Here is an 18,600-nt window from a genome sequence, read left to right as displayed (position 1 = left end):
TTAAAACCAGCTCACCACCTTATCATTGGCTTCCGTCAGCTCAACAAATCCCTGGTAGTCCACCATAGTGACATCCAGATCATCTCTGTTCGTCACTCCCCGGGCCAGAACATCCGCTTCCAGCACATAAACGGCCACATGCCTGACGAGATCAGACAAAACCTCACTGGCTTCATACAAAGCATAAACCCCTTCTTCCAGAAGCAGAATACTGTCACCGGCATTGAGGGCTCGCAGGCACAGCTCAAGAGGTTGTCCGGTTTTATTGACCGTATGCAAAGTAGCCATCAGAAACTCAATACCTTATCTTGCTGTGCCAGGAAGGATGCCACTGCGTCCCCTTCCAAAAGCGTATAAAGGGGTAACAACTGCTCCGGATCAAGGTGACGCTCAGCCAGTGACTCTCCATCCACATAAACCGTTTCAATCCCGTAGAGTTCCAGAGATTGCAACAGGGCTGACAGTTTTTTCTTTTGCAGCTGACCGGGAGATTGCCCGTCCAATATCTGATAAACACCGTCACCCATCAACAACAGACTGGTTGGAATCTCATAGGAAGCAGAAACCAGTGCAGCATCCAGCGCTTCTTTAGCAAACTGGCCGCGGTATGGGGCCTGAGTCGATATAATACAAACGGATTGACTCATGCTTAGTCTCCAAAAGTAACCAGACGATCAGCTTCAACCGTTGCTTCAAGCAGCTGCCCCAACCCTGAGAGATCGTAGCCCTCCCTAAGATTGTTGCCCGGCAGTTGGTACCTTTCAGCTTCTTCAGTATTCACCACGCCTCGGCGAAGAGCCGCCGCGATGCAGACTACCGCATCAATACCCTGCTCTGTTATCAGTTTTTGCCACTGCTCTGGCAGATTCACTTCATCCTGTGGCGGCGACACCAGGCTGGATGCATTGTGCACACCCTCCTGATAAAAAAAGACCCGAATAATCTCATGGCCCGAAGCCAACAGAGCCCTGGCAAAAGAAAGTGCGGTCAGTGAAGACTGCCCGCTACCAGAGGCACCATAAACAGCCAGTGCGTATTTCATCTAAAACTCCCATCGACAAAAAAATACCCCGGGAATACCGGGGTATTTTTACAGACCACTGAATACTTAGTCGTCAGACATGCCCAGCAGAGAAAGCAGAGCCGTAAACAGGTTGTAGATATTCAGGTAGAGAGAAACAGTAGCGCGGATATAGTTGGTTTCACCACCGTGAATGATACGGCTGGTATCAAACAGAATGAAACCGGACATCAGCAACACAATAGCAGCAGACAGAGCCATAGATGCCGCCGGGATCTGGAAGAAGATCAGGGCGATACTGGCAACAACGGCGACAATCAGACCTACCATCAGGAAGCCACCCATAAATGAGAAGTCCTTACGGGTGACCAGAACATAGGCCGACAGGGCAAAGAACACGACAGCTGTCCCACCCAGAGCCTGCATCACTAAAGAAGGGCCGTTGGGCAGTGCCAGGTAGAAGTTCAACATCGGGCCAAGGGCTGCACCCAGAACACCGGTGAAAGCAAAAACCGCCAACAGGCCTTTGCTTGAATCTGCGGTTTTATTGACAACAAAAATCAGACCAAAACCTACCAGGCTCAAAACCAGGGCAGTGATACGGCTGATCTCCAGTGCCATGGCTACACCGGCAGTAAAAGCACTGAATAGCAGTGTCATACCCAACAACAAATAGGTGTTGCGCAATACACTGTTGATCTCAATGCCGCTGCCGACCTGTGTCGACCTTGACGCTACAACGGCGGATTTTCGTTCCATCTTTTATTCCTCGCATTGGGGCTTACATAAGGAGTATACCAGAGCTGGACAGACCAGCTAGACTTGGAAGCTCTTTTTACCAGATGCCAATACTAACGCAATGGCTGTTACAAAACCGTAACAGCCGCTACTTTTCCGATGCCTTGCCACAAATAAATTACCAATCAAGAGATATCCTTTGTTTTCAAGGGTTTGACAGTTGATCGTTTTCAGGTAATATTCATTCCCGTTGCTGCGGAGGGATGGCTGAGCGGTTGAAAGCACCGGTCTTGAAAACCGGCGTGGGTTAATAGCCCACCCAGGGTTCGAATCCCTGTCCCTCCGCCATATTTCCATGGTTTGACACCTTACAAGTCTCAGTAACGCTACCTGTTATTATGTAGCGTTGTTTCCTTAGGAGGGATGGCTGAGCGGTTGAAAGCACCGGTCTTGAAAACCGGCGTGGGTTAATAGCCCACCCAGGGTTCGAATCCCTGTCCCTCCGCCATTTATCACCATTACTTCCAAAACCCTGCCGACTATCTGGCGGGTCTCTTTTGTCTAAAGCTTCTTTGCTTCCGATATCCTTGTCGGCCTTTATTACCAGACAGCAAGAATATCTCCCTGGCATTACGACTGGTTGCAGCAGCAATCTCTTCTGGATCGACGCCCAGTACTTCGCTCAGTGCGTAGACCACATAGGGCAGATTAGCGGGGACATTATCCATTCTTTTTTTAAAATCCATCCTTGGATTATCTTCAGGAGACATCACCTGGAAGGGGCACAAAAAGGGTGCATCAGTCTCAATCATCAGACGGTCGCGCAGAACATCCCAGCCAACCGTTTGCAATGCTTCCACCAGATCTCGGTTCTTGTCACCTGCAATCCATCCGGTGATGCCAATGGAACACCCCATATCGATGTAATTTTGCAAAGCCTCACTATTGCCGGTAAAACAGTGAACGCAAGCCATTTTTTTTGCAGGCAATTGCTCAATATAATCCCCCAGCATTTTCTTGAAATCATCATGAGCCTTACGCTCATGCAAAAACAACGGTTTTTGCATTTCCACAGCCAGTGCCAGTTGTTGTTCGAAAACATCACTTTGATCTTCCACAGGCGAGTATTCATGCTCGTAATCCAGCCCACACTCACCCACTGCGACGCAGCGACCGCGATCCCTCTCGAGGATTTCTTTCATCGCCAAGATGCCTCCGTGTTTTAAAAAGTCTTTGGCATGGTGAGGGTGACAACCCACGGTGTAGTATAAAGAACATCGGGGGGCAGCAGAGGAAGCGCCAGCAGCCGTTGCCTGATCAGTGACTCTGTCTGGCACAGAAGAGGGTTTCTGCCGTCTCATTACTATATTTCGAGCCTGTCTGGATAATGGGATACTGGCACCGGTTATGATGATAGTGCCGACCCCCGAACGGACAGCTTCCGCTAACACTTCAGGCAAGTTAGGAAACCTTTCGTTCTTAACCAGATTGGCACCAATATCTGTCAGCGGAGTGTCATACCGGGGCCTGGCTGCCAGAGGTGTCAGTGTTACTTTTATTCCCCGTGCTGGCGCTAACTGAAAACCAGTGGAATCATTACCTCTGGTAGCTTCAGTCGGCTGCAAACTGGCCTCGGTTGAGGGCCGGGAAAACTGGAACTGAAGCCCTATCTCGGCCACAGCCTGCTGCCCCTCAGCACTGCCCAGATTCAGGTTCTTATGATGACGGGCAGCACAGGGTGGATACCCGGCAACAGACTTGCCAGCAAAACCTGAGCGCTTTTTCTTTTTGCCTTTCCGTGCTCCTGACTTGCCGGCCCACTGCCAGTCCTCACCTAAATCGCTCCGATCAGATTTACGATTCAGGCATTCAGGACATTTATTGAAGGCGAATGCGGGTTTATTACAATATTGGCATAAGCCATTGTCGGGTGGCTCATCTGAACCATCACCACCACCACTACTTCCGTCACCACGGCTGCCTTGTTTGTGTCGGCCAGCGCCTCTTTGAGATTGGCTGTCGGTGGGGTTTATACTCAGGCTGGCCATTTCCTTATCAACCTGGCTGGTTCCTCCAGAGCAACCGATCCCAGTGGGGCAATGACCCGGAAAAACGGCCACACTGCGTAATTGTTTAGGACTTAAAATGAACGCTTGCTGCGCATAACGACGGTAGTCTTCTGTTGGTAACGGCTGTGCCGGATGACTGTCCAGGTAAAGGTCAAATGCAGCTTCCGGGTTATCGGGATTGCTGGACAGTGCCAGGAAAAGCTCTGAACTCCGTTCAAGATTGGCCCCCGTTATCCTGTTCCACAGCTCCTGCGAAATAATGATCGTCTGCTCATTCCAACCCTGCTTGATTTTGAGCACAATCCGGGTATCCCAAGTCTGTTTTTTAACGACCCCGCCGAGACCGTCAGAGACAGGTACCAGAATCATGCTGCTGACCAGTTCACTCATCAATTCAAAGGAGTAAAGTGGGGCCATGCGGTTTCCCGGCCTTTTCTTGAATAAATCGTCTAAAGTATCACCACCGCCAAAACCGCCACCACCAGAGCTTGGGAATGACTCGCTGGTATCGACAGTATCAGTGGCTTCGGACATGAAAAAAGACCCACCTGAACGGCTATTGTCGTCAGAATAGTCAGACCCAATTTTTGTGGCCTGTTTGTTGCGGTAATAAATATCGACGTTCGAAGGCAACGGTGAATCAATACCTTCTGAAACAATACCTTCTGAAACAATACCGCTACATTCCGGCTCTAAAACCCAGCCATGCTCATTGTCTTCAATGGACAGAACCAACGACTGCTTACCTGGCGGTAAACGCCACCTGGCCAGAAACTCATGCTGCCAGCGATCAGTGTCTGGTGCCAGTGTGACCTGTCTTACTTCCCCGTTTTGTATATCCGGTATACCCTGGCCCGTCGAAGGCTTGACAATGACCGGGGGGTGAGGCAAATATCCCGACGAAAATGTCGGAGGTGTCCTGAAACAAACATTAAACAGGTCGCCTGGTTGGCTATTCATAACGATATAAAGCTGATTACTCCCCAGTTCAGAAACGGTCTTGATATTCTCGTCAACTGCCTTGCGATCATAAGTAAGAGAGAGCGGCAGACTGCCCGCTATAAACGACAGTTTGCTAATTCCTTCCGATAATTCACTGCTTTTTTCAATCGCTTTGGGGGAGCTCCACCAGTCAATCCAGCTCAACAGGCCGGTATCAGCAGCACTGTAATCAGCAAACGGTAAAATGACAGACACTATGAATAAGAAAAACAGGTGCGTCATAGTAAGAAGTCTTGTTGTTTTCATAAATGGATTTGCCCACGGGCTTTATTGATAAGGCATAACAATAGACCGGAATTTGAAGGTGTGGTGCTAGAATTCACTCCAATTGCAGTAACAAGTTACTCAGGAGGCTTTTGTGGCTCATGTAAAAGATGTTGCTGAATACTTTCTGTACCTGGATGATCAGAACGATGGCGATGGCATTTCGAACCTGAAGCTTCAAAAGCTGATTTATTATGCTCAGGGCTTCTACAGTGCGATCTTTGGTAGTGCTCTTTTTGATAGTTCTATTGTTGCCTGGACTCACGGGCCTGTTGTGACTGACTTGTACCACGAGTACAAGCATTACGGTAAGAGCCGCATTCCCGAGCCTCGTAACATAGATCACAAAAAGCTGAACTCAAATGAGACTGAGATTATAGAAGAGGTCTTTGAGGTATTTGGGCAGTTTACAGCTTGGAAATTGCGAAATATGACCCACGAAGAATCGCCCTGGCTTAATCATGCTGACTCTGTTGATGAGATTCCTCTTTCGGAAATGACCGATTATTTCAAAACCAGAATTCAGTAAATAACAATTGTGTATTGGAATCTTATTCAACAAAAGGATACGTTACCACCCTGAACCCCCGGTTTAAGGATTTCCGTTCATGTTTATAGAAAAAAGTCGCGAGATTCACCTTGCCAGACGCCCCAAAGGCCTGCCTGACAGCAGCTGTTTCAAACTGGCCTCTGTGCCCATTGCAGAGCTGAAAGAAGGTGAAGTTCTGGTTAAAAACCTTTGGATGTCGGTAGATCCCTACATGCGTGGTCGCATGATCGATCGTAAAAGCTATGTGCCACCTTTTGCTTTGGATGCGCCTCTTGAGGGCGGTGCCATTGGCGAAGTCATGGAGTCACGAAACCCATCCCTGCCACAAGGCAGTAAGGTGTCCAGCATGAAAGGCTGGCGCGAGTATTTCATCGCTGATGCTAAAGACCTTCAGTTATTACCCAAAACACAGATTGAAGACCAGGCCTTCCTTGGCATACTCGGTATGCCAGGCATGACCGCCTGGGTAGGATTAACACAGATTGCAGAACTGAAAAAAGGCGACCGTGTTTTTGTTTCTGCTGCATCCGGTGCCGTAGGGTCTACCGTCTGCCAGATTGCCAAGCTGAAAGGTTGCTATGTTGCCGGCAGTGTTGGCGCCAATGAAAAAGCCCGCTACCTGCAGGAAGCATTAAAAGTCGATGCTGTCGTCAATTACAAGACCGCCCCTGATTTAGCCAGTGCCATGGCCGAAGCCTGCCCTGAAGGCATTGATGTCTATTTTGAAAATGTTGGCGGCCAGCACCTTGAGGCCGCTCTCAATCTTATGAACGACCATGGACGTATAGCTGTATGTGGTATGATCGATCAGTACAACTCAACCACTCCTGTACCCGGACCGGCCAACCTGTCCCAGCTGATCATTAAAAAACTGAAAATGCAGGGCTTTATTGTCTTCGAACACTGGGAGCATTACCCCGAATTTGTCCAACAGATGAGCCATTGGATACAGGAAGGCAAGGCCTCCTGGAAAGAAACGGTTTTTGAAGGTATCGAGCAGGCCCCTGACGCTTTCCTGGGGCTCTTTTCTGGCATTAATATCGGAAAAATGCTCGTTAAACTCAGTTAATTAACATTTCACAACCCAGCACGAAAAGTATTTACCCGAAAGTCGCAGGATCGCCTGAGAGCCACTACTATGGGCAGCTATTCTCGGTCAGGCTCCTAGCCCGGATATTTCATAAACGTGCTCCCGATCTCGCTTGTCCTTTGCCGCTCTAAGGGAGTTTTGCTCAGTCGACCGTACTCCCCGGTACGGCGCTCCCTCGCAAAATCCCTTAGAGCAACAAAGTCCTGCGCGAGATTCGGGGCAGTTTATGAAATATCCGGGCTAGGCAAACCCTGCCAGTTGCGCCCCCACAACTATGACACTGGAAAGCACAAACAACAGCAGAATAAAACGCCAGCAGAATTTCGCCCAGTCACCCCAGTCAATACGACAAACACCCAGTGTCGCCATCAATGACGCGGAGGTCGGCACAATGATATTGGTGAAACCATCGCCCAGCTGAAAAGCCAATACTGACACCTGACGCGTAACACCGGCAATATCCGCCAGAGGTGCCATTAAAGGCATGGTCAAAGCGGCCTGACCAGAACCGGAGGTCACAAAAAAGTTAAATGCAGACTGAAAAAGGTACATAAACCAGGCCGCCACAACCTCAGGCAGTCCGCTGATAGCACCGCCGGCACTGTTTAAAATAGAGTTCAGGACGCTGGGCTCTGTCGAGTCCCCGCCCCCAAGAATCAGCAGCACACCCTTAGCGGCACCCACCAGCAGGGCCGGAGCCAACATGGTCTCTGCACCTTCCTTAAAAGCCGCGGCAATGTCATTAGCCGTCATATCATTCAGGCGGAAGACCACCCCCAGAATACCGGCAACAATACCCATGGTGAAAAATTGGGAAGCGATTTCCGGTAGATACCAGGCATGGGCAACAACCCCCCAGACAACCCAGGCCGTCGTAGCTGCAACGGCAAGCAGCACCAGCGTGTCACCCAGCCCCCAGCGAGATGCTTTACTTTCCAGAGCCTGATTTTTGAAATAAGCATCACCTTTGAGACTGAAAGAAGCCGATGGATTTTTCTTAATGCCACTGGCATAAAAGAGCGTGAAAGCAATACCCATCAGGGTAAAGAAAATCCAGATACCGATTCTCAGACCCGCACCAGAAAGAACAGGCACACCGGCAATACCCTGGGCAACGGCAACAGAAAAAGGGTTCATCCAGGAGGTTGCGAAACCAACCTGGGTAGCCACATAAGTCACCATAACGGTAGTAATGCCATCATAGCCAAGGCGAACCATCAAAGGCGCAATAATAATGGCGAAGGCCACAGCCTCCTCACCCATTCCAAATACGGCACCGCCCAGGGAGAACAGCAAGAACAATACGGGTATGAATAAAATCTCACTGCCTTTGGTCTTGTCGATCAGGCGAAGAATACCGTTATCGATCGTACCGGTTCTCATCACCACACCAAAAGCACCACCGATCACCAGCATAAACATGATGACACCGACAGCAGAGCCCCACTTGTCACCAGAGACGAGACCTTCAAAAATAAAGTTCATCAGACCAATGCCGCCACCGCTTTCAAACAAGCCCACGGTGTTATAAACCAGCTCACCGCTTTGATCAGTGGCATAAGCAAACGACGATGGATCAATGGTTTCGCGGGTTTTCTCGATGCCATCCGCCAGGTAGGAGATGGTCTGGGAATCAAAAGAACCCGCAGGAATCAGGTAGGTTAAGAGAACGGCCAGAACGCCAATAAAGAAGATCAGGACCAGAGTGTCCGGCATCCGCCACTGTCTGGCCTTGACAGTCTGGTCAACTACCGCTGTTGCATGACTCATATATCGGCTACTACTTAATGCTAATAACAAAGCGCATAAAATAGCATATTTAAAGCATAAATAGTCACGTTATTAATACTTATTGCATTACCAGGGAATCTGGGCGCCGTCATAAGCCAGAAACTGACCACTTTGTTCAGCACTTAAACGACGGATCACCGCCAGCATCTGACCGACTGATTGCTTCGGAGAAAAAAGCTTTTCAGGTGGGATATTCTTTTTAAATGGCCCGGTCAGCTGAGTATCAACCGAGCCAGGATGCATGGCCACAATGCAACCATTGGGCTTTTTCCTTCGCCACTCATGACTGAGTGTTTTCAACACCATGTTGAGAGCTGCTTTTGATGCCCTGTAGCTATACCAGCCACCTACTTTGTTATCATCAATGCTGCCTACCCTGGCAGACAGCGCAACAAACCGGGGGCAGTCGCTGCCCTTAAAATGACTCAGGAAATAGCGAGCCAACAGCAGTGTGGGTAGAACATTGACTTCCATTGTCGTAAAAAAGAACGAGGGATCGATCTGAGCAATTGATTTTTCAGGCATCTGATCCGGTGTATGGAGCATCCCTGCGGCATTGATTACCCAGTCAACTGAGCCAACGCTGTTGGCAAGCTGCTCCACAGAATCGGCATTGGTAAGATCTGACCGGTGCCACTGAACGGAGTTATCGGGCTTTTTATTGTCTGGAGCACTTGTGAAATAAGTGGCATGTACTTCAGCTTCGGGCATTTCATGGGCTATCACTTCGACAAAAGCCCCACCAATTCCACCGCTGCCACCAGCAACCAATATCTTCATAAAAGCCTCAATCTGAAATGTTTCTCTTCCTACGAATTCGGATGAGTATCCGGATCACATTTAATGTTGTTCCGCCACTGCCAAACTGACGTCTTTTACTCGTTTCATTACTTATTGCTGAACTGTCACCATTAGCCTATCTTGCGCACCTGCTATCTCGTCCCATTCGCCGTTAACAGCCCAGGTTCCTTAATGAAACAAACCAATCACTTTGTCGCAGTTGAAGCCAATATTGCCGCTGGTAAAACGACACTTCTCCCCAAGCTGGCTGCCGCCCTGGACTGGGATCCTGTTCAGGAACCTGTCGAAGACAAAGTGTTTAACCAGCTGCTGACAGAGTTTACCCAGAACCCATCTGACTCTTCCAAACGCATAAACTTTCAGCGCTATATCACCGAACGCCGGGCAGAAACCGTCAACAACCTGCCCGAAGACAGAAACTACCTGATTGAACGATCTCTGTACTCCGATCTGATTTTCACCCAGGCCAACTTCCTCTCCATGGAGCAGCCTGACACCGAGTTCATGCTCCATTACTGCAATATCCAAGGCAAACTGAGAGAGTACCCTGTGATCAGCGCTGTCGTTTACCTTCGAACAACCCCCGAGGTTGCCTACCAACGATTACTGAGCCGGGGCAGAGAAGCTGAGCACGGTACGCCGTTCGAATACATTCGGGATATTCATCACTATCATGAAGCCATCCTGCCGCAGATATGCGAGTCGATGAACACCCCGTTAATGACTCTGGACTGGAATGAGTTCGGTTGTGAAGAAGACGTCGCTCAACAGCTGATGGAGGTATTGGCTGCCGACAACCGGACCTGAAGAGATCGTGCATGGCGCTACGCTCTGCAGCGCCAACAAACGTCAGAGGTTAGACAATGGATTGGCTGACTCTCCCCAGGGAGGGGTAAACATTTCTGCTACTTTTTCCTGAGGAACATCCTCAATCACCGGATAGCTCCATTGCGGCTGATGATCCTTGTCCACCAGCAGTGCCCTGACCCCTTCCTGAAAATCACCTTTCAACACGCAGTTGATGGAGAGTACCAGCTCACTTTGAAAGACCTCTTTCAAAGAGTCATACCGACTCCTCTTCAGCTGCTCATAAGCAACCACGGCCGACAGAGCCGAACCTGTCAGAGCCGTGTTTCGCGCCTGCTCGAGCCAGCTGTCTTCCGTTTCCAAGGCTTTCAGATCAGCAATGATCGCTGAAAAGCTCGACTTGCCCATCATACGGGCAATCTGATCACGGTGCTCCCTGATCTTGGAGTAAGGCAGCCAGCCGGCACTGTTATCGGCATAATATTGAACGACGTCAGAGGTCACCTGATAATGATCACCCGACCAGTCAGCGGCCTGCAGCGATTCCAGCACGTTTTTTCTGAAGGCATGATCAATAAACCGGTTCGCCAACCCCAGGTACATGGCATCTGCAGGATTTAAACGACACCCGGTCAAAGCCATGAACAGACCGATTTTGGCAGGCAATCGATTCAGAACCCATGATCCCCCTACATCCGGATAAAGCCCTATGGTAATTTCAGGCATTGCCATTACAGAAGTGTCGGTCACTACCCGGAAGTCTGCCCCGGCCATCAGACCAAAACCGCCACCCATTACGACCCCGTTACCCCAGCAGATCACCGGTTTTCGGTAGGTATGAATCAGATAATCAAGACGGTATTCTTTTTCAAAAAACTGGCCCGGGGCATTGGTATCCCCATCAATCACGCTTTGCCTGAGAGAACGGACATCCCCCCCTGCACAGAAGGCTTTTTCGCCAGCAGCCTGAAGGAAAATACAGACAACTCTGTCGTCTGTCTGCCATTCGTTCAATTGTCCGTAAAGGCTGTCTATCATGCCTTTGTCGAGAGCATTAAGAGTGCGTTCAGCATTCAGTGTGATAACACCGACCTGATGCCCGGAAGTTGTATTAAGCCTGTCAAATAGGACCTTTTCGGTCATTTCTTGTTCTCCTGCCATGACCGGCGATAAACCGTTCAATCATTATACTGCGCTTACCCAGGGTCACTGGATAGCCACTCGTTTCAGTGATCACTACATGAGACCGCTGTTGTACACCCCAGCGATCAAAAAAGTTATGAACCTCCTGATCGCTGGCAAACTCTTCTGAATCTGCTTCCTTGAGGGCAAGTTTTATCTCATTTGCCTGCCACTCATTTAGACCCACAAAATCTTTAATGGCTTCTGCTGCGAGAAAGGATTTCGATCTTTGTGTCGCTTCAGAAAGCTTTTCCGAACGCTCTTTGAGACTGTCTTCAACTCTGACTGCTATGGTAGAACTCATAACACGCGCCTCCATTGTGTTCACATGTACACAAAATAGTACACCTACCAGCAAAGCCCACATTGAATTGTTTTTTTGGAACAAATACAGGCCAGAGAAACACCTGGCCTGGATAAAAGAGCTCAGTTTTTATGAGCCCCCTGAGTCTTACCAGCAGACTCAATGGTCACTCTTCCCTTGTCTTCGAGAATGGTATCCAGTGCCTGCTGAATCTCTTTCACAGTGACTGTTTCCACCTCTGCGGCAATCAGCTTGTGGAATTCAAAGCCGGCTTCCTGGCCCTCCAGAGACTGCCAGAAACGGGCGCTGCGCTCATCCAGGTTGGCGTCTTTCTTCAGCAGATCACCCAACAGGCCCTGACGATACTGATCCAGCTCTTCCTCTGTCAGGGATTTCAGCCGCTCTTGCTGACCCAGCAGGAAGGCTTCTACCCGGCCCTCGATACCTTCCGGCGCCAGCACAGGAGATTGCACCACAAAGATCAAACCGGGATGACGCTCAACCGGACGGGGACCGGCAAAGACGATGTAACCCAGCTGCTGCTCAGTCCTCAACTGGTTGAAGAAAGGCGTCGCCAGCAGTCTGCCCAGCAGGGAGTAGACGGCACGATCTCTGTTATCCGTACCAGGACGCTGGTAGTAAGTAATGTACAGAGAGTCATTATGGTTAAAGTCCGCTGTGATGGTGCGGTTGCTGTCCTTGATAAGATTGACTGGCTGCCTAAACTCACTGCCACGGTTATCATCCGTCAGCAACGCTTTTTCTACCAGCCCGGCCAGCTTCATGCTCTCCTGCGAACTGTGGTTACCATGAACCAGCATTTCGATATAAATCGACCGGTAAAAGTCCCTGGCAAACTGTTTGACATCATTCAGGGTGACCTTTTCAGCCGCCGCCAGCAATGCCTGATCATCACGATAGTTGGGATAGAGCTCCTGACTCAAACGATCCATACCCAGTCGATAGGGAGGCTGGAACTGTTTATTCCTGAGCCCTCTGATCAGCAGTGCTTTCTCCTGATTAAACCCGGCCTCATCAGGGTTGAATTGTTTGATGGCCTTGAGAATGTCTGCCAGCAGCAGCTCCTGCTTATCCTGATACCCGGACAGGGCAATGGTCAAACCTTCCCGGCTGGAGGATACGCCATAGTTCAAACCTGCTTCTTTGGCTGGGTAGCCGTACTCATTCAGACTACGCCTTAACAGGGTACTGTAGAGTTGCATCTCAACCACATCGTCTGTCGTTGCCGAAGCCTGCTCTGAAGATATTTTGATGCGAACGTTAGCTTTGGGCACTTCAAAGCGGCTGTCTGTCATATTCCAGACTTTAAAGCCGGGCTCTGCCAATAGCACCTCAGGTTTATTACTGCCACTGCCTTCACGCAGTTCCAAATCCTCGGCAATAAAGTCATTAGGCTTGGGAATGGTCATTTCTGCATGAACTTGTGGCGATAACAGTCGCTTCACCAAAGTATCAGACAGAGGCTGCATACTGTAATGGGTTTTGAAATAGGGCTCGACCTGGTCCGTTTCAAGACCTCTGGCAACCACCACCTGCCTCATGTTGGAAGGCTTCATTTGCTCAAGCAGGTCACTGATCAACTGGCGATCAAAGTCTTCGTACAGGTAACTGGCCTGCAGAATATCCTCAGCCGGGATATCGTGAATGCGAGTCGCCAGTGCTGATGCGGTCTGCTGTGGATTTGCATCTTCCTGGTAACGGAAGCTCAGTTCAGCCAGTTGGCGAGCTTCTTCGTAGATCCGGGGCTGCAGACCCTGTTTGCGAATCAGGTCCAGATAATCAAAGACATTGGCCGTAATCTCATCTACCCGTTCCAGACCTTTGGGGGTCAGCTCCATACGCACCGTGAACTCACTGAATTCTCCGGGCACGTGGTTGGAATAAGAGGCCAGTGACACAATCAGACCCCGTTCTTTCAGATAGCTGTGCAGACTGCCCTCACCTTCGTAACCCAGTATTCTTGCCAGATAGCCCAGGGGCTTTTTGCGGTAATTTTCATGCTGGCTGGACATCGGGAAGCTCAGGGAAAGCGCACGGGTGTCTTTCAGCGGCACCAAATTAATACGAACACCTAACTGTTCAGCGGTGTAGGGAGCAAGACCAATATGGGTGTCCGGTGACTGTCCATCGGGCACTCCGGCAAAAGATTCCTTCAACCATGTTTCCAGAACCTCCGTTGATTCCTTGCCATAGATAACAACACCGATATTCTCAGCGACATAGTAAGTGTCGTAGAACGCTTTCAGGTCATTCCAGAGTGACTTGCCATCGTCATTGGACAGGGTTTCCAGACTACCAATATTGAAGCGACTACGGGGGTGATCCGGATTCGAAGCGGCATTCAGAGCCGTCATCAGACGCCAGCCGTCTTCATTGGCATGGAGCTTGTACTCAGAGTCAACCGCGTTACGTTCACGATCAACATAAGCAGGGTCCAGTGTGGGGGCGACAAAAAACTGTGCCAGCTGATCCAGCGCAGGTCTCAGCTTGCCACTGTTAATATCGAAGTAATAATTGGTACGGGTATCGGTGGTGTAGGCATTCGCTGTACCGCCATTGGCACGGATGTATTCAAAATACCCGTCCGCTTCCGGGTACTTTTCATTGCCCAGAAATAGCATATGCTCCAGGAAATGAGCTAAACCCAGACGATTGTCCGGATCCTGATAGCTCCCCACTTTCACATCCACTGCGGCGGCGGCCTTATCGGTATCCGGATCGGAGATCAGCAGCGCCTTGAGGCCGTTGTCCAACTGGACAAACCGGTAGTCCCGATCGTCTGCCGGGCTTTTCACCACTACCTGGCTTTTTTCCATTGCATTTCGTTCAGCTGTCACTGTACACCCACTTACCAGCACCGTTGCCAGCACACCGACAACCAGAAACATGCGCTTTACTATCATATAAATTTTCACACCTTTTAAAGGCCTTGATCACAGCCGAATACTTTCCGAAGACTGGGCCAGTTAGCAACCACTGACACAGGCAATTTACTCTCTTTTTACTGTTCGCAAAGGTACTCATCAAAAGAGCATCCGTATTTGTGTCTGTTTTTTTATTGGTCAAGATTTTTTAAACCAGAATATAAAGTAGCAGTTCTAATTAGTATCACAGAAAGGATTGCAGATTCGAGTGTTAATTAAGTACCTGGCAAAGTAAAACCAAGTGGATTTCACGGTTTGAAGAAACAGAAAACCAGCCCTGAGAGCTGGTTTTCTTCTTTCATGGGTCAGATTTTAATAAATCAGAAACCCAGAGGAATATTGAAGGCAAAGAACCCTATCAGCGCCGTTGTCCAGATAGTGATAAAGGCAATGGAGTAAGGCATCATGATTCCGATCATGTCACCGATGGTCAGATCGGGCTTGTACTTTCTCATAAAGGCCAGGATAACACCGGCATAAGTCATCATCGGGGTCACGATATTGGTGGAAGAGTCAGCCACCCGGAATGCCGCAGACACCAGGTCCGGAGTCATGGCCGGGTTGGCCTGGTACAGCATAGGAATGAAGATAGGACCCAGCAGCATCCACTTGGAGGTCAGGCCACCGACAAACAGGTTGATAAGAGCCGTCGTGATAATGAAGCCGATGATCAACAGAATCGGGAACTTGTCCAGCCCCAGGAACTGAAGGAAAGTCGCACCCAGGTAAGTAATATAAGTCCCCAGTCCGGTAAAGCTCAACAGCGCCAGGAAGTTGTAACTGAAGAAGGTCAACACCAGAATATAGCCGACAGTGTTCATCTGTTTGACCATGGCAGTGACGACATCCTGCATGCCCTTGAACTTGCCGGTGGACTTACCGAAGCAGACACCCACAATCAGGAAAGTCATGGTAATCATCAAAATGATGTTGGTCAGGAATGGGTTGACCACATTACCCGCTTCATTGGTGTATGAAGCCAGCGGACCCATGGCCATACCGACCATAATGGCAATAGAAGCCAGCAGGCCGAAGAAGGCGGCTTTCAGGCCCTTGTTTTCAGCTTCGGTGACTTCGAAATTGCTGATATCCAGATCTTCAGGAATCTGGTAATCCATTTTCTCAAGCTTGGGAGCCACAAACTTATGGGTAACCCAGGCACCCACAGTCGCCAGAATAAACGTCGATGCCAGGATAAAGAAATAGTGCATGGTGGCAGGCGTCAGAGCCTCACCCGCAGCATTGGTGAAAGGCACACCCTGAGATTCAGCAAAAATCTGAGCGTTAACACCAACAATCACATCGACCGGGGTAGCAGGCAGCAGGTTAGCACTGAATCCGGCCGATACACCGGCAAAGGCAGCTGCCATACCGATCAGTGGATTCTTACCTAAACCGGCATACAGCAGACCCGCCAGAGGCACCAACACCAGGTAACCGGCATCAGTTGCGACGCTGCTCATAATACCAATGAACACCAGCATCGCAGGCAGGTATTTGTCGTTCACTTTCAGACCGGCTTTCTTGATCAGGGTCGAAAGCAGACCAGAGTCTTCTGCAACACCAACACCCAACATAACCACCAGGATAATGCCGAGAACGCCGCCACCGTAAGACAACCAGTTTGCCAGAATAGCATTGTCAAACATCCAGCGGACATTTTCTGTGGTCAGCATGTTTTTTACAGAATGGACAATCTGGCCGCCGTCAGCACCCATGACTTCAAAACTGTGCCCACCCATCAGGAAGGAAGCGACCAGGGTCAGGCCGAATAGCCAGATAAAGATGATGACCGGATCAGGAATCTTTTTCCCGATCCTTTCGATGAAGGATTTCCTGCCGTCATTGGCAGGAGGTGCTACCGTTGCCGTTGTACTCATTACTACCAGCCTGTGTACCAAGGTTTTTCATTTACCCTTTCTGAAGACCTAAGAAGCCAATGGCTCAAGCGCTTCCTCCTTCTGAAAGGGATGTTATTGACAGAGTTAACTTGTTAATCACCACCCTGTCCAAGGGAGCATCAGTGCACCACTTATTATTAGAACCTCAAAAACAGGCGATATTCTTATTGATCTAGACCAGATCAACAAATCGTATTAATACCAACACAAGCAGTACTTTCATCCAACAAAACCCCTATAACAAAAAATAATTCATGAGCTTGAATAAAAATCAGGTAATACGACTCCGGTTTCACGACCCTGTCCTTTCATATACAATGAACCCCACTGCATCAGCGAAGTATGAACATGGATATCAGTCATCTGCGAGAGAATTACACCCGGGCGGGTCTGGATCTGGACTCTCTTGATCCCGATCCCTTCCAACAGTTTGACCTCTGGTTTCAGCAGGCCCTTGAGGCACAGTTGCCTGAACCCAACGCCATGAGCCTGGCTACTACCTCCAAAGAAGGTTTACCCGGTCTGCGAACCGTTCTGTTGAAGTACGTAAGCCCTGAAGGCTTTGTCTTTTTCACTAACTACAGCAGTCGCAAGGCCCACGATATTGCTGACAACCCTAACGTCGCCATTATGTTCCCCTGGGTTGCCCTGGAGCGACAGGTCACTGTCCGGGGCCGTGCCGAAAAGATTTCCAAAGCCGACTCACTAAAATATTTCACCAGCCGCCCCCACGGCAGCCAGCTGGGTGCCTGGGTATCGCACCAGAGTTCCGTCATTACTGGCAGAAAAGTGCTTGAGATGAAATTGGAAGAAATGAAAAGAAAATTCAAAGAAGGCAAAGTCCCCCTGCCGGATTTCTGGGGAGGCTACCGGATCATCCCTGAGACCATAGAGTTCTGGCAGGGACGACCTAATCGCCTGCACGACCGCTTCCTCTACACACGGGCAGAATCCAGCTGGACTATTGAAAGGCTGTCACCATGAGCCAGAAAACGGCGGCCAGAATTGCCGTCAGGGACACCCTGATTCACATGGTGACCGTCAACCGACAGTTTCGCGAACAAGTCTATGATGACCAGCTGCTGCCGGTTTGGGTCATGAAATCCCCGGACGAGGACAAGAACGACCGTGCCCTGGCCGCTGAGACCAGCACCCGACTGACCTATACCGACCAACAAAACAAACAGGAAACAGCCCGGTTGCCCGGAGTCGTGGGGATTGCTAAAGAGACGTTACAAACGGGTATAAGGCTTAACGAAGCCCGGGAAAGTTTCAAACAGGCCATGTCTGAGTTCAGGAAACTGTACGGAGACAGCATTGAGGCTATTGAAGAAACTTCGGATGAGATCAGGGAGAACATGCTGGGTGGCCTGCAGATAGCCCATATCCATTTTGTCCAGAGCTATCGTCAACTGAAACTCTTTGAGACGCCACCCCGTCGTATCGGTTTCAGCTGGGCCGCTCATCACAGCGGCTCCGTGAAACTCTCGGCCGATGAGGCCATTGACCATCTACGCAAGAAATACCTGGCTTCCAGCGCCATCGAGACCGACATTCAAATGCTGGAACAGATGCCCGCCAGCGAGACCGTGATTATCAAAAGAATCCTCAGCCCCCATCTTCGAGCCAATCTGACCTGGGCAAAAGACATTGAACAGCTGAGAAAGGCAGATAAAGACTTTCGCAAAGTCTACCCCGGTCAGATCAACACCCCTCTGCCTGTTTTTGTCCAGCTGGAAAAAGGCCAGCCGTTGCCAGAGTTCAACCGGATCAAACCGTTTGACCCCGCTGCCAGACAGGAGCGGCTGACTCGCAGTGACACCAGACTGGTGAAAATATCCGAAAATCCACACTCTCGAATTTATAAGTACGCTTAACCGTTTTCTGCCATCTCTTCTTTCAGATACGCAGCCAGCTCCGTGTAACCGCCAATGTACTTTTGGCCATGAAAAATCTGAGGCACGGTTTCCACTGGCTTTCCTACTGTTTTTTCCAGGTCGGCCTTGCTGATGCCTTCAGCATGAATATCGACGTACCGCATGGGCAGCCCACGACTTTCCAGCACTTCTTTCGCCCGTACACAGTAACCACAACCCGGACGACCAAACACAGTAAAACGATCCATAAAATCCACC

The 18,600-nt window shown here is 49.8% G+C and carries 17 protein-coding genes and 2 tRNA genes; 7 read left to right on the top strand and 12 right to left on the bottom strand.

What is annotated here, in order from left to right; genetic code table 11:
* From tusB to K7B67_RS07480, 4 genes are all read right to left on the bottom strand, one after another.
* Nucleotides 1-288 carry a sulfurtransferase complex subunit TusB gene (tusB, locus tag K7B67_RS07495; protein ID WP_252179726.1) on the bottom strand — a complete coding sequence of 96 codons (288 nt, stop codon included), beginning with the start codon at nucleotides 286-288 and terminating at the stop codon, nucleotides 1-3.
* Complete coding sequence (tusC, locus tag K7B67_RS07490; protein ID WP_252179725.1) at nucleotides 288-647, bottom strand: sulfurtransferase complex subunit TusC; 360 nt, start codon at nucleotides 645-647, stop codon at nucleotides 288-290. The genes tusB and tusC overlap by 1 nt, the downstream gene beginning before the upstream one ends.
* A 2-nt stretch (nucleotides 648-649) precedes the next feature.
* On the bottom strand, nucleotides 650-1,042 hold the full coding sequence (tusD, locus tag K7B67_RS07485) for a sulfurtransferase complex subunit TusD (RefSeq protein ID WP_252179724.1): 393 nt from the start codon (nucleotides 1,040-1,042) through the stop codon (nucleotides 650-652).
* A 66-nt stretch (nucleotides 1,043-1,108) separates the two neighbouring features.
* Nucleotides 1,109-1,780, bottom strand: coding sequence for a Bax inhibitor-1/YccA family protein (locus K7B67_RS07480; protein ID WP_252179723.1), 672 nt, complete (start codon nucleotides 1,778-1,780; stop codon nucleotides 1,109-1,111).
* Nucleotides 1,781-2,016: 236 nt separating this feature from the next.
* On the opposite strand from K7B67_RS07480, the gene K7B67_RS07475 reads away from it, so the two are divergent.
* Nucleotides 2,017-2,107: transfer RNA gene (locus K7B67_RS07475), tRNA-Ser, on the top strand.
* A 69-nt stretch (nucleotides 2,108-2,176) separates the two neighbouring features.
* Nucleotides 2,177-2,267 (top strand) — tRNA-Ser (locus K7B67_RS07470).
* Nucleotides 2,268-2,298: 31 nt separating this feature from the next.
* Here K7B67_RS07470 and K7B67_RS07465 read toward each other — a convergent pair.
* A complete protein-coding gene (locus K7B67_RS07465; protein WP_252179722.1) occupies nucleotides 2,299-5,076 on the bottom strand; it encodes a TatD family hydrolase in 2,778 nt (925 codons plus the stop codon).
* A 112-nt stretch (nucleotides 5,077-5,188) separates the two neighbouring features.
* Between K7B67_RS07465 and K7B67_RS07460 the strand changes: the two genes are divergently transcribed.
* Together K7B67_RS07460 and K7B67_RS07455 are read left to right on the top strand one after the other, a co-directional pair.
* A complete protein-coding gene (locus K7B67_RS07460) occupies nucleotides 5,189-5,623 on the top strand; it encodes a type II toxin-antitoxin system antitoxin SocA domain-containing protein (protein WP_252179721.1) in 435 nt (144 codons plus the stop codon).
* Between the two features lie 79 nt (nucleotides 5,624-5,702).
* Entirely contained in the window at nucleotides 5,703-6,713 is a 1,011-nt protein-coding gene (locus K7B67_RS07455) for an NADP-dependent oxidoreductase (RefSeq protein ID WP_252179720.1), read from the top strand.
* Nucleotides 6,714-6,974: 261 nt separating this feature from the next.
* Here K7B67_RS07455 and yfcC read toward each other — a convergent pair whose 3' ends face one another.
* Nucleotides 6,975-8,504, bottom strand: coding sequence for a putative basic amino acid antiporter YfcC (gene yfcC, locus K7B67_RS07450; RefSeq protein WP_252179719.1), 1,530 nt, complete (start codon nucleotides 8,502-8,504; stop codon nucleotides 6,975-6,977).
* An 87-nt stretch (nucleotides 8,505-8,591) separates the two neighbouring features.
* Nucleotides 8,592-9,305 carry an SDR family NAD(P)-dependent oxidoreductase gene (locus K7B67_RS07445; RefSeq protein WP_252179718.1) on the bottom strand — a complete coding sequence of 238 codons (714 nt, stop codon included), beginning with the start codon at nucleotides 9,303-9,305 and terminating at the stop codon, nucleotides 8,592-8,594.
* Nucleotides 9,306-9,497: 192 nt separating this feature from the next.
* On the opposite strand from K7B67_RS07445, the gene K7B67_RS07440 reads away from it, so the two are divergent.
* A complete protein-coding gene (locus K7B67_RS07440; protein WP_252179717.1) occupies nucleotides 9,498-10,133 on the top strand; it encodes a deoxynucleoside kinase in 636 nt (211 codons plus the stop codon).
* A gap of 42 nt (nucleotides 10,134-10,175) precedes the next feature.
* On the opposite strand, the gene K7B67_RS07435 is transcribed toward K7B67_RS07440, so the two are convergent.
* The 4 genes from K7B67_RS07435 to K7B67_RS07420 form a co-directional block, all read right to left on the bottom strand.
* Nucleotides 10,176-11,276, bottom strand: coding sequence for an enoyl-CoA hydratase/isomerase family protein (locus K7B67_RS07435; RefSeq protein WP_252179716.1), 1,101 nt, complete (start codon nucleotides 11,274-11,276; stop codon nucleotides 10,176-10,178).
* The gene (locus K7B67_RS07430) at nucleotides 11,254-11,619 is read right to left on the bottom strand and encodes a hypothetical protein (protein ID WP_252179715.1); all 366 of its coding nucleotides are present in this window, start codon (nucleotides 11,617-11,619) and stop codon (nucleotides 11,254-11,256) included. Before K7B67_RS07430 ends, K7B67_RS07435 begins: the two co-directional genes overlap by 23 nt.
* 122 nt (nucleotides 11,620-11,741) lie before the next feature.
* The gene (locus K7B67_RS07425) at nucleotides 11,742-14,543 is read right to left on the bottom strand and encodes an insulinase family protein (protein WP_252179714.1); all 2,802 of its coding nucleotides are present in this window, start codon (nucleotides 14,541-14,543) and stop codon (nucleotides 11,742-11,744) included.
* A gap of 341 nt (nucleotides 14,544-14,884) precedes the next feature.
* Nucleotides 14,885-16,444, bottom strand: a complete 1,560-nt coding sequence (locus K7B67_RS07420; protein ID WP_252179713.1) for an AbgT family transporter — start codon at nucleotides 16,442-16,444, stop codon at nucleotides 14,885-14,887.
* A gap of 369 nt (nucleotides 16,445-16,813) precedes the next feature.
* On the opposite strand from K7B67_RS07420, the gene pdxH reads away from it, so the two are divergent.
* Nucleotides 16,814-17,449 (top strand): pyridoxamine 5'-phosphate oxidase, encoded by a 636-nt coding sequence (gene pdxH, locus K7B67_RS07415; protein ID WP_252179712.1) that lies wholly within the window; start codon nucleotides 16,814-16,816, stop codon nucleotides 17,447-17,449.
* Nucleotides 17,446-18,342 carry a DNA replication terminus site-binding protein gene (locus K7B67_RS07410; RefSeq protein ID WP_252179711.1) on the top strand — a complete coding sequence of 299 codons (897 nt, stop codon included), beginning with the start codon at nucleotides 17,446-17,448 and terminating at the stop codon, nucleotides 18,340-18,342. The genes pdxH and K7B67_RS07410 overlap by 4 nt, the downstream gene beginning before the upstream one ends.
* On the opposite strand, the gene K7B67_RS07405 is transcribed toward K7B67_RS07410, so the two are convergent.
* Complete coding sequence (locus K7B67_RS07405) at nucleotides 18,339-18,590, bottom strand: GrxA family glutaredoxin (protein WP_252179710.1); 252 nt, start codon at nucleotides 18,588-18,590, stop codon at nucleotides 18,339-18,341. The genes K7B67_RS07410 and K7B67_RS07405 overlap by 4 nt on opposite strands.
* Nucleotides 18,591-18,600: the final 10 nt, after the last annotated feature.

This window comes from Endozoicomonas sp. 4G (assembly GCF_023822025.1).
Classification (GTDB): Bacteria; Pseudomonadota; Gammaproteobacteria; order Pseudomonadales; family Endozoicomonadaceae; genus Endozoicomonas_A.
Note: the sequence above shows the minus strand (reverse complement) of the source record. Positions and strands in the feature narration are given on the sequence as shown.

Excerpts from the sequence above, each read along its gene's own strand:
- K7B67_RS07465 (WP_252179722.1), bottom strand. The coding sequence starts at position 5,076 with ATGAAAACAACAAGACTTCTTACTATGACGCACCTGTTTTTCTTATTC.
- K7B67_RS07440 (WP_252179717.1), top strand. The coding sequence starts at position 9,498 with ATGAAACAAACCAATCACTTTGTCGCAGTTGAAGCCAATATTGCCGCT.
- tusD (WP_252179724.1), bottom strand. The coding sequence starts at position 1,042 with ATGAAATACGCACTGGCTGTTTATGGTGCCTCTGGTAGCGGGCAGTCT.
- tusB (WP_252179726.1), bottom strand. The coding sequence starts at position 288 with ATGGCTACTTTGCATACGGTCAATAAAACCGGACAACCTCTTGAGCTG.
- K7B67_RS07480 (WP_252179723.1), bottom strand. The coding sequence starts at position 1,780 with ATGGAACGAAAATCCGCCGTTGTAGCGTCAAGGTCGACACAGGTCGGC.
- K7B67_RS07420 (WP_252179713.1), bottom strand. The coding sequence starts at position 16,444 with ATGAGTACAACGGCAACGGTAGCACCTCCTGCCAATGACGGCAGGAAA.
- K7B67_RS07405 (WP_252179710.1), bottom strand. The coding sequence starts at position 18,590 with ATGGATCGTTTTACTGTGTTTGGTCGTCCGGGTTGTGGTTACTGTGTA.
- pdxH (WP_252179712.1), top strand. The coding sequence starts at position 16,814 with ATGGATATCAGTCATCTGCGAGAGAATTACACCCGGGCGGGTCTGGAT.
- K7B67_RS07410 (WP_252179711.1), top strand. The coding sequence starts at position 17,446 with ATGAGCCAGAAAACGGCGGCCAGAATTGCCGTCAGGGACACCCTGATT.
- K7B67_RS07445 (WP_252179718.1), bottom strand. The coding sequence starts at position 9,305 with ATGAAGATATTGGTTGCTGGTGGCAGCGGTGGAATTGGTGGGGCTTTT.
- K7B67_RS07430 (WP_252179715.1), bottom strand. The coding sequence starts at position 11,619 with ATGAGTTCTACCATAGCAGTCAGAGTTGAAGACAGTCTCAAAGAGCGT.
- yfcC (WP_252179719.1), bottom strand. The coding sequence starts at position 8,504 with ATGAGTCATGCAACAGCGGTAGTTGACCAGACTGTCAAGGCCAGACAG.
- K7B67_RS07425 (WP_252179714.1), bottom strand. The coding sequence starts at position 14,543 with ATGATAGTAAAGCGCATGTTTCTGGTTGTCGGTGTGCTGGCAACGGTG.
- K7B67_RS07435 (WP_252179716.1), bottom strand. The coding sequence starts at position 11,276 with ATGACCGAAAAGGTCCTATTTGACAGGCTTAATACAACTTCCGGGCAT.
- K7B67_RS07455 (WP_252179720.1), top strand. The coding sequence starts at position 5,703 with ATGTTTATAGAAAAAAGTCGCGAGATTCACCTTGCCAGACGCCCCAAA.
- tusC (WP_252179725.1), bottom strand. The coding sequence starts at position 647 with ATGAGTCAATCCGTTTGTATTATATCGACTCAGGCCCCATACCGCGGC.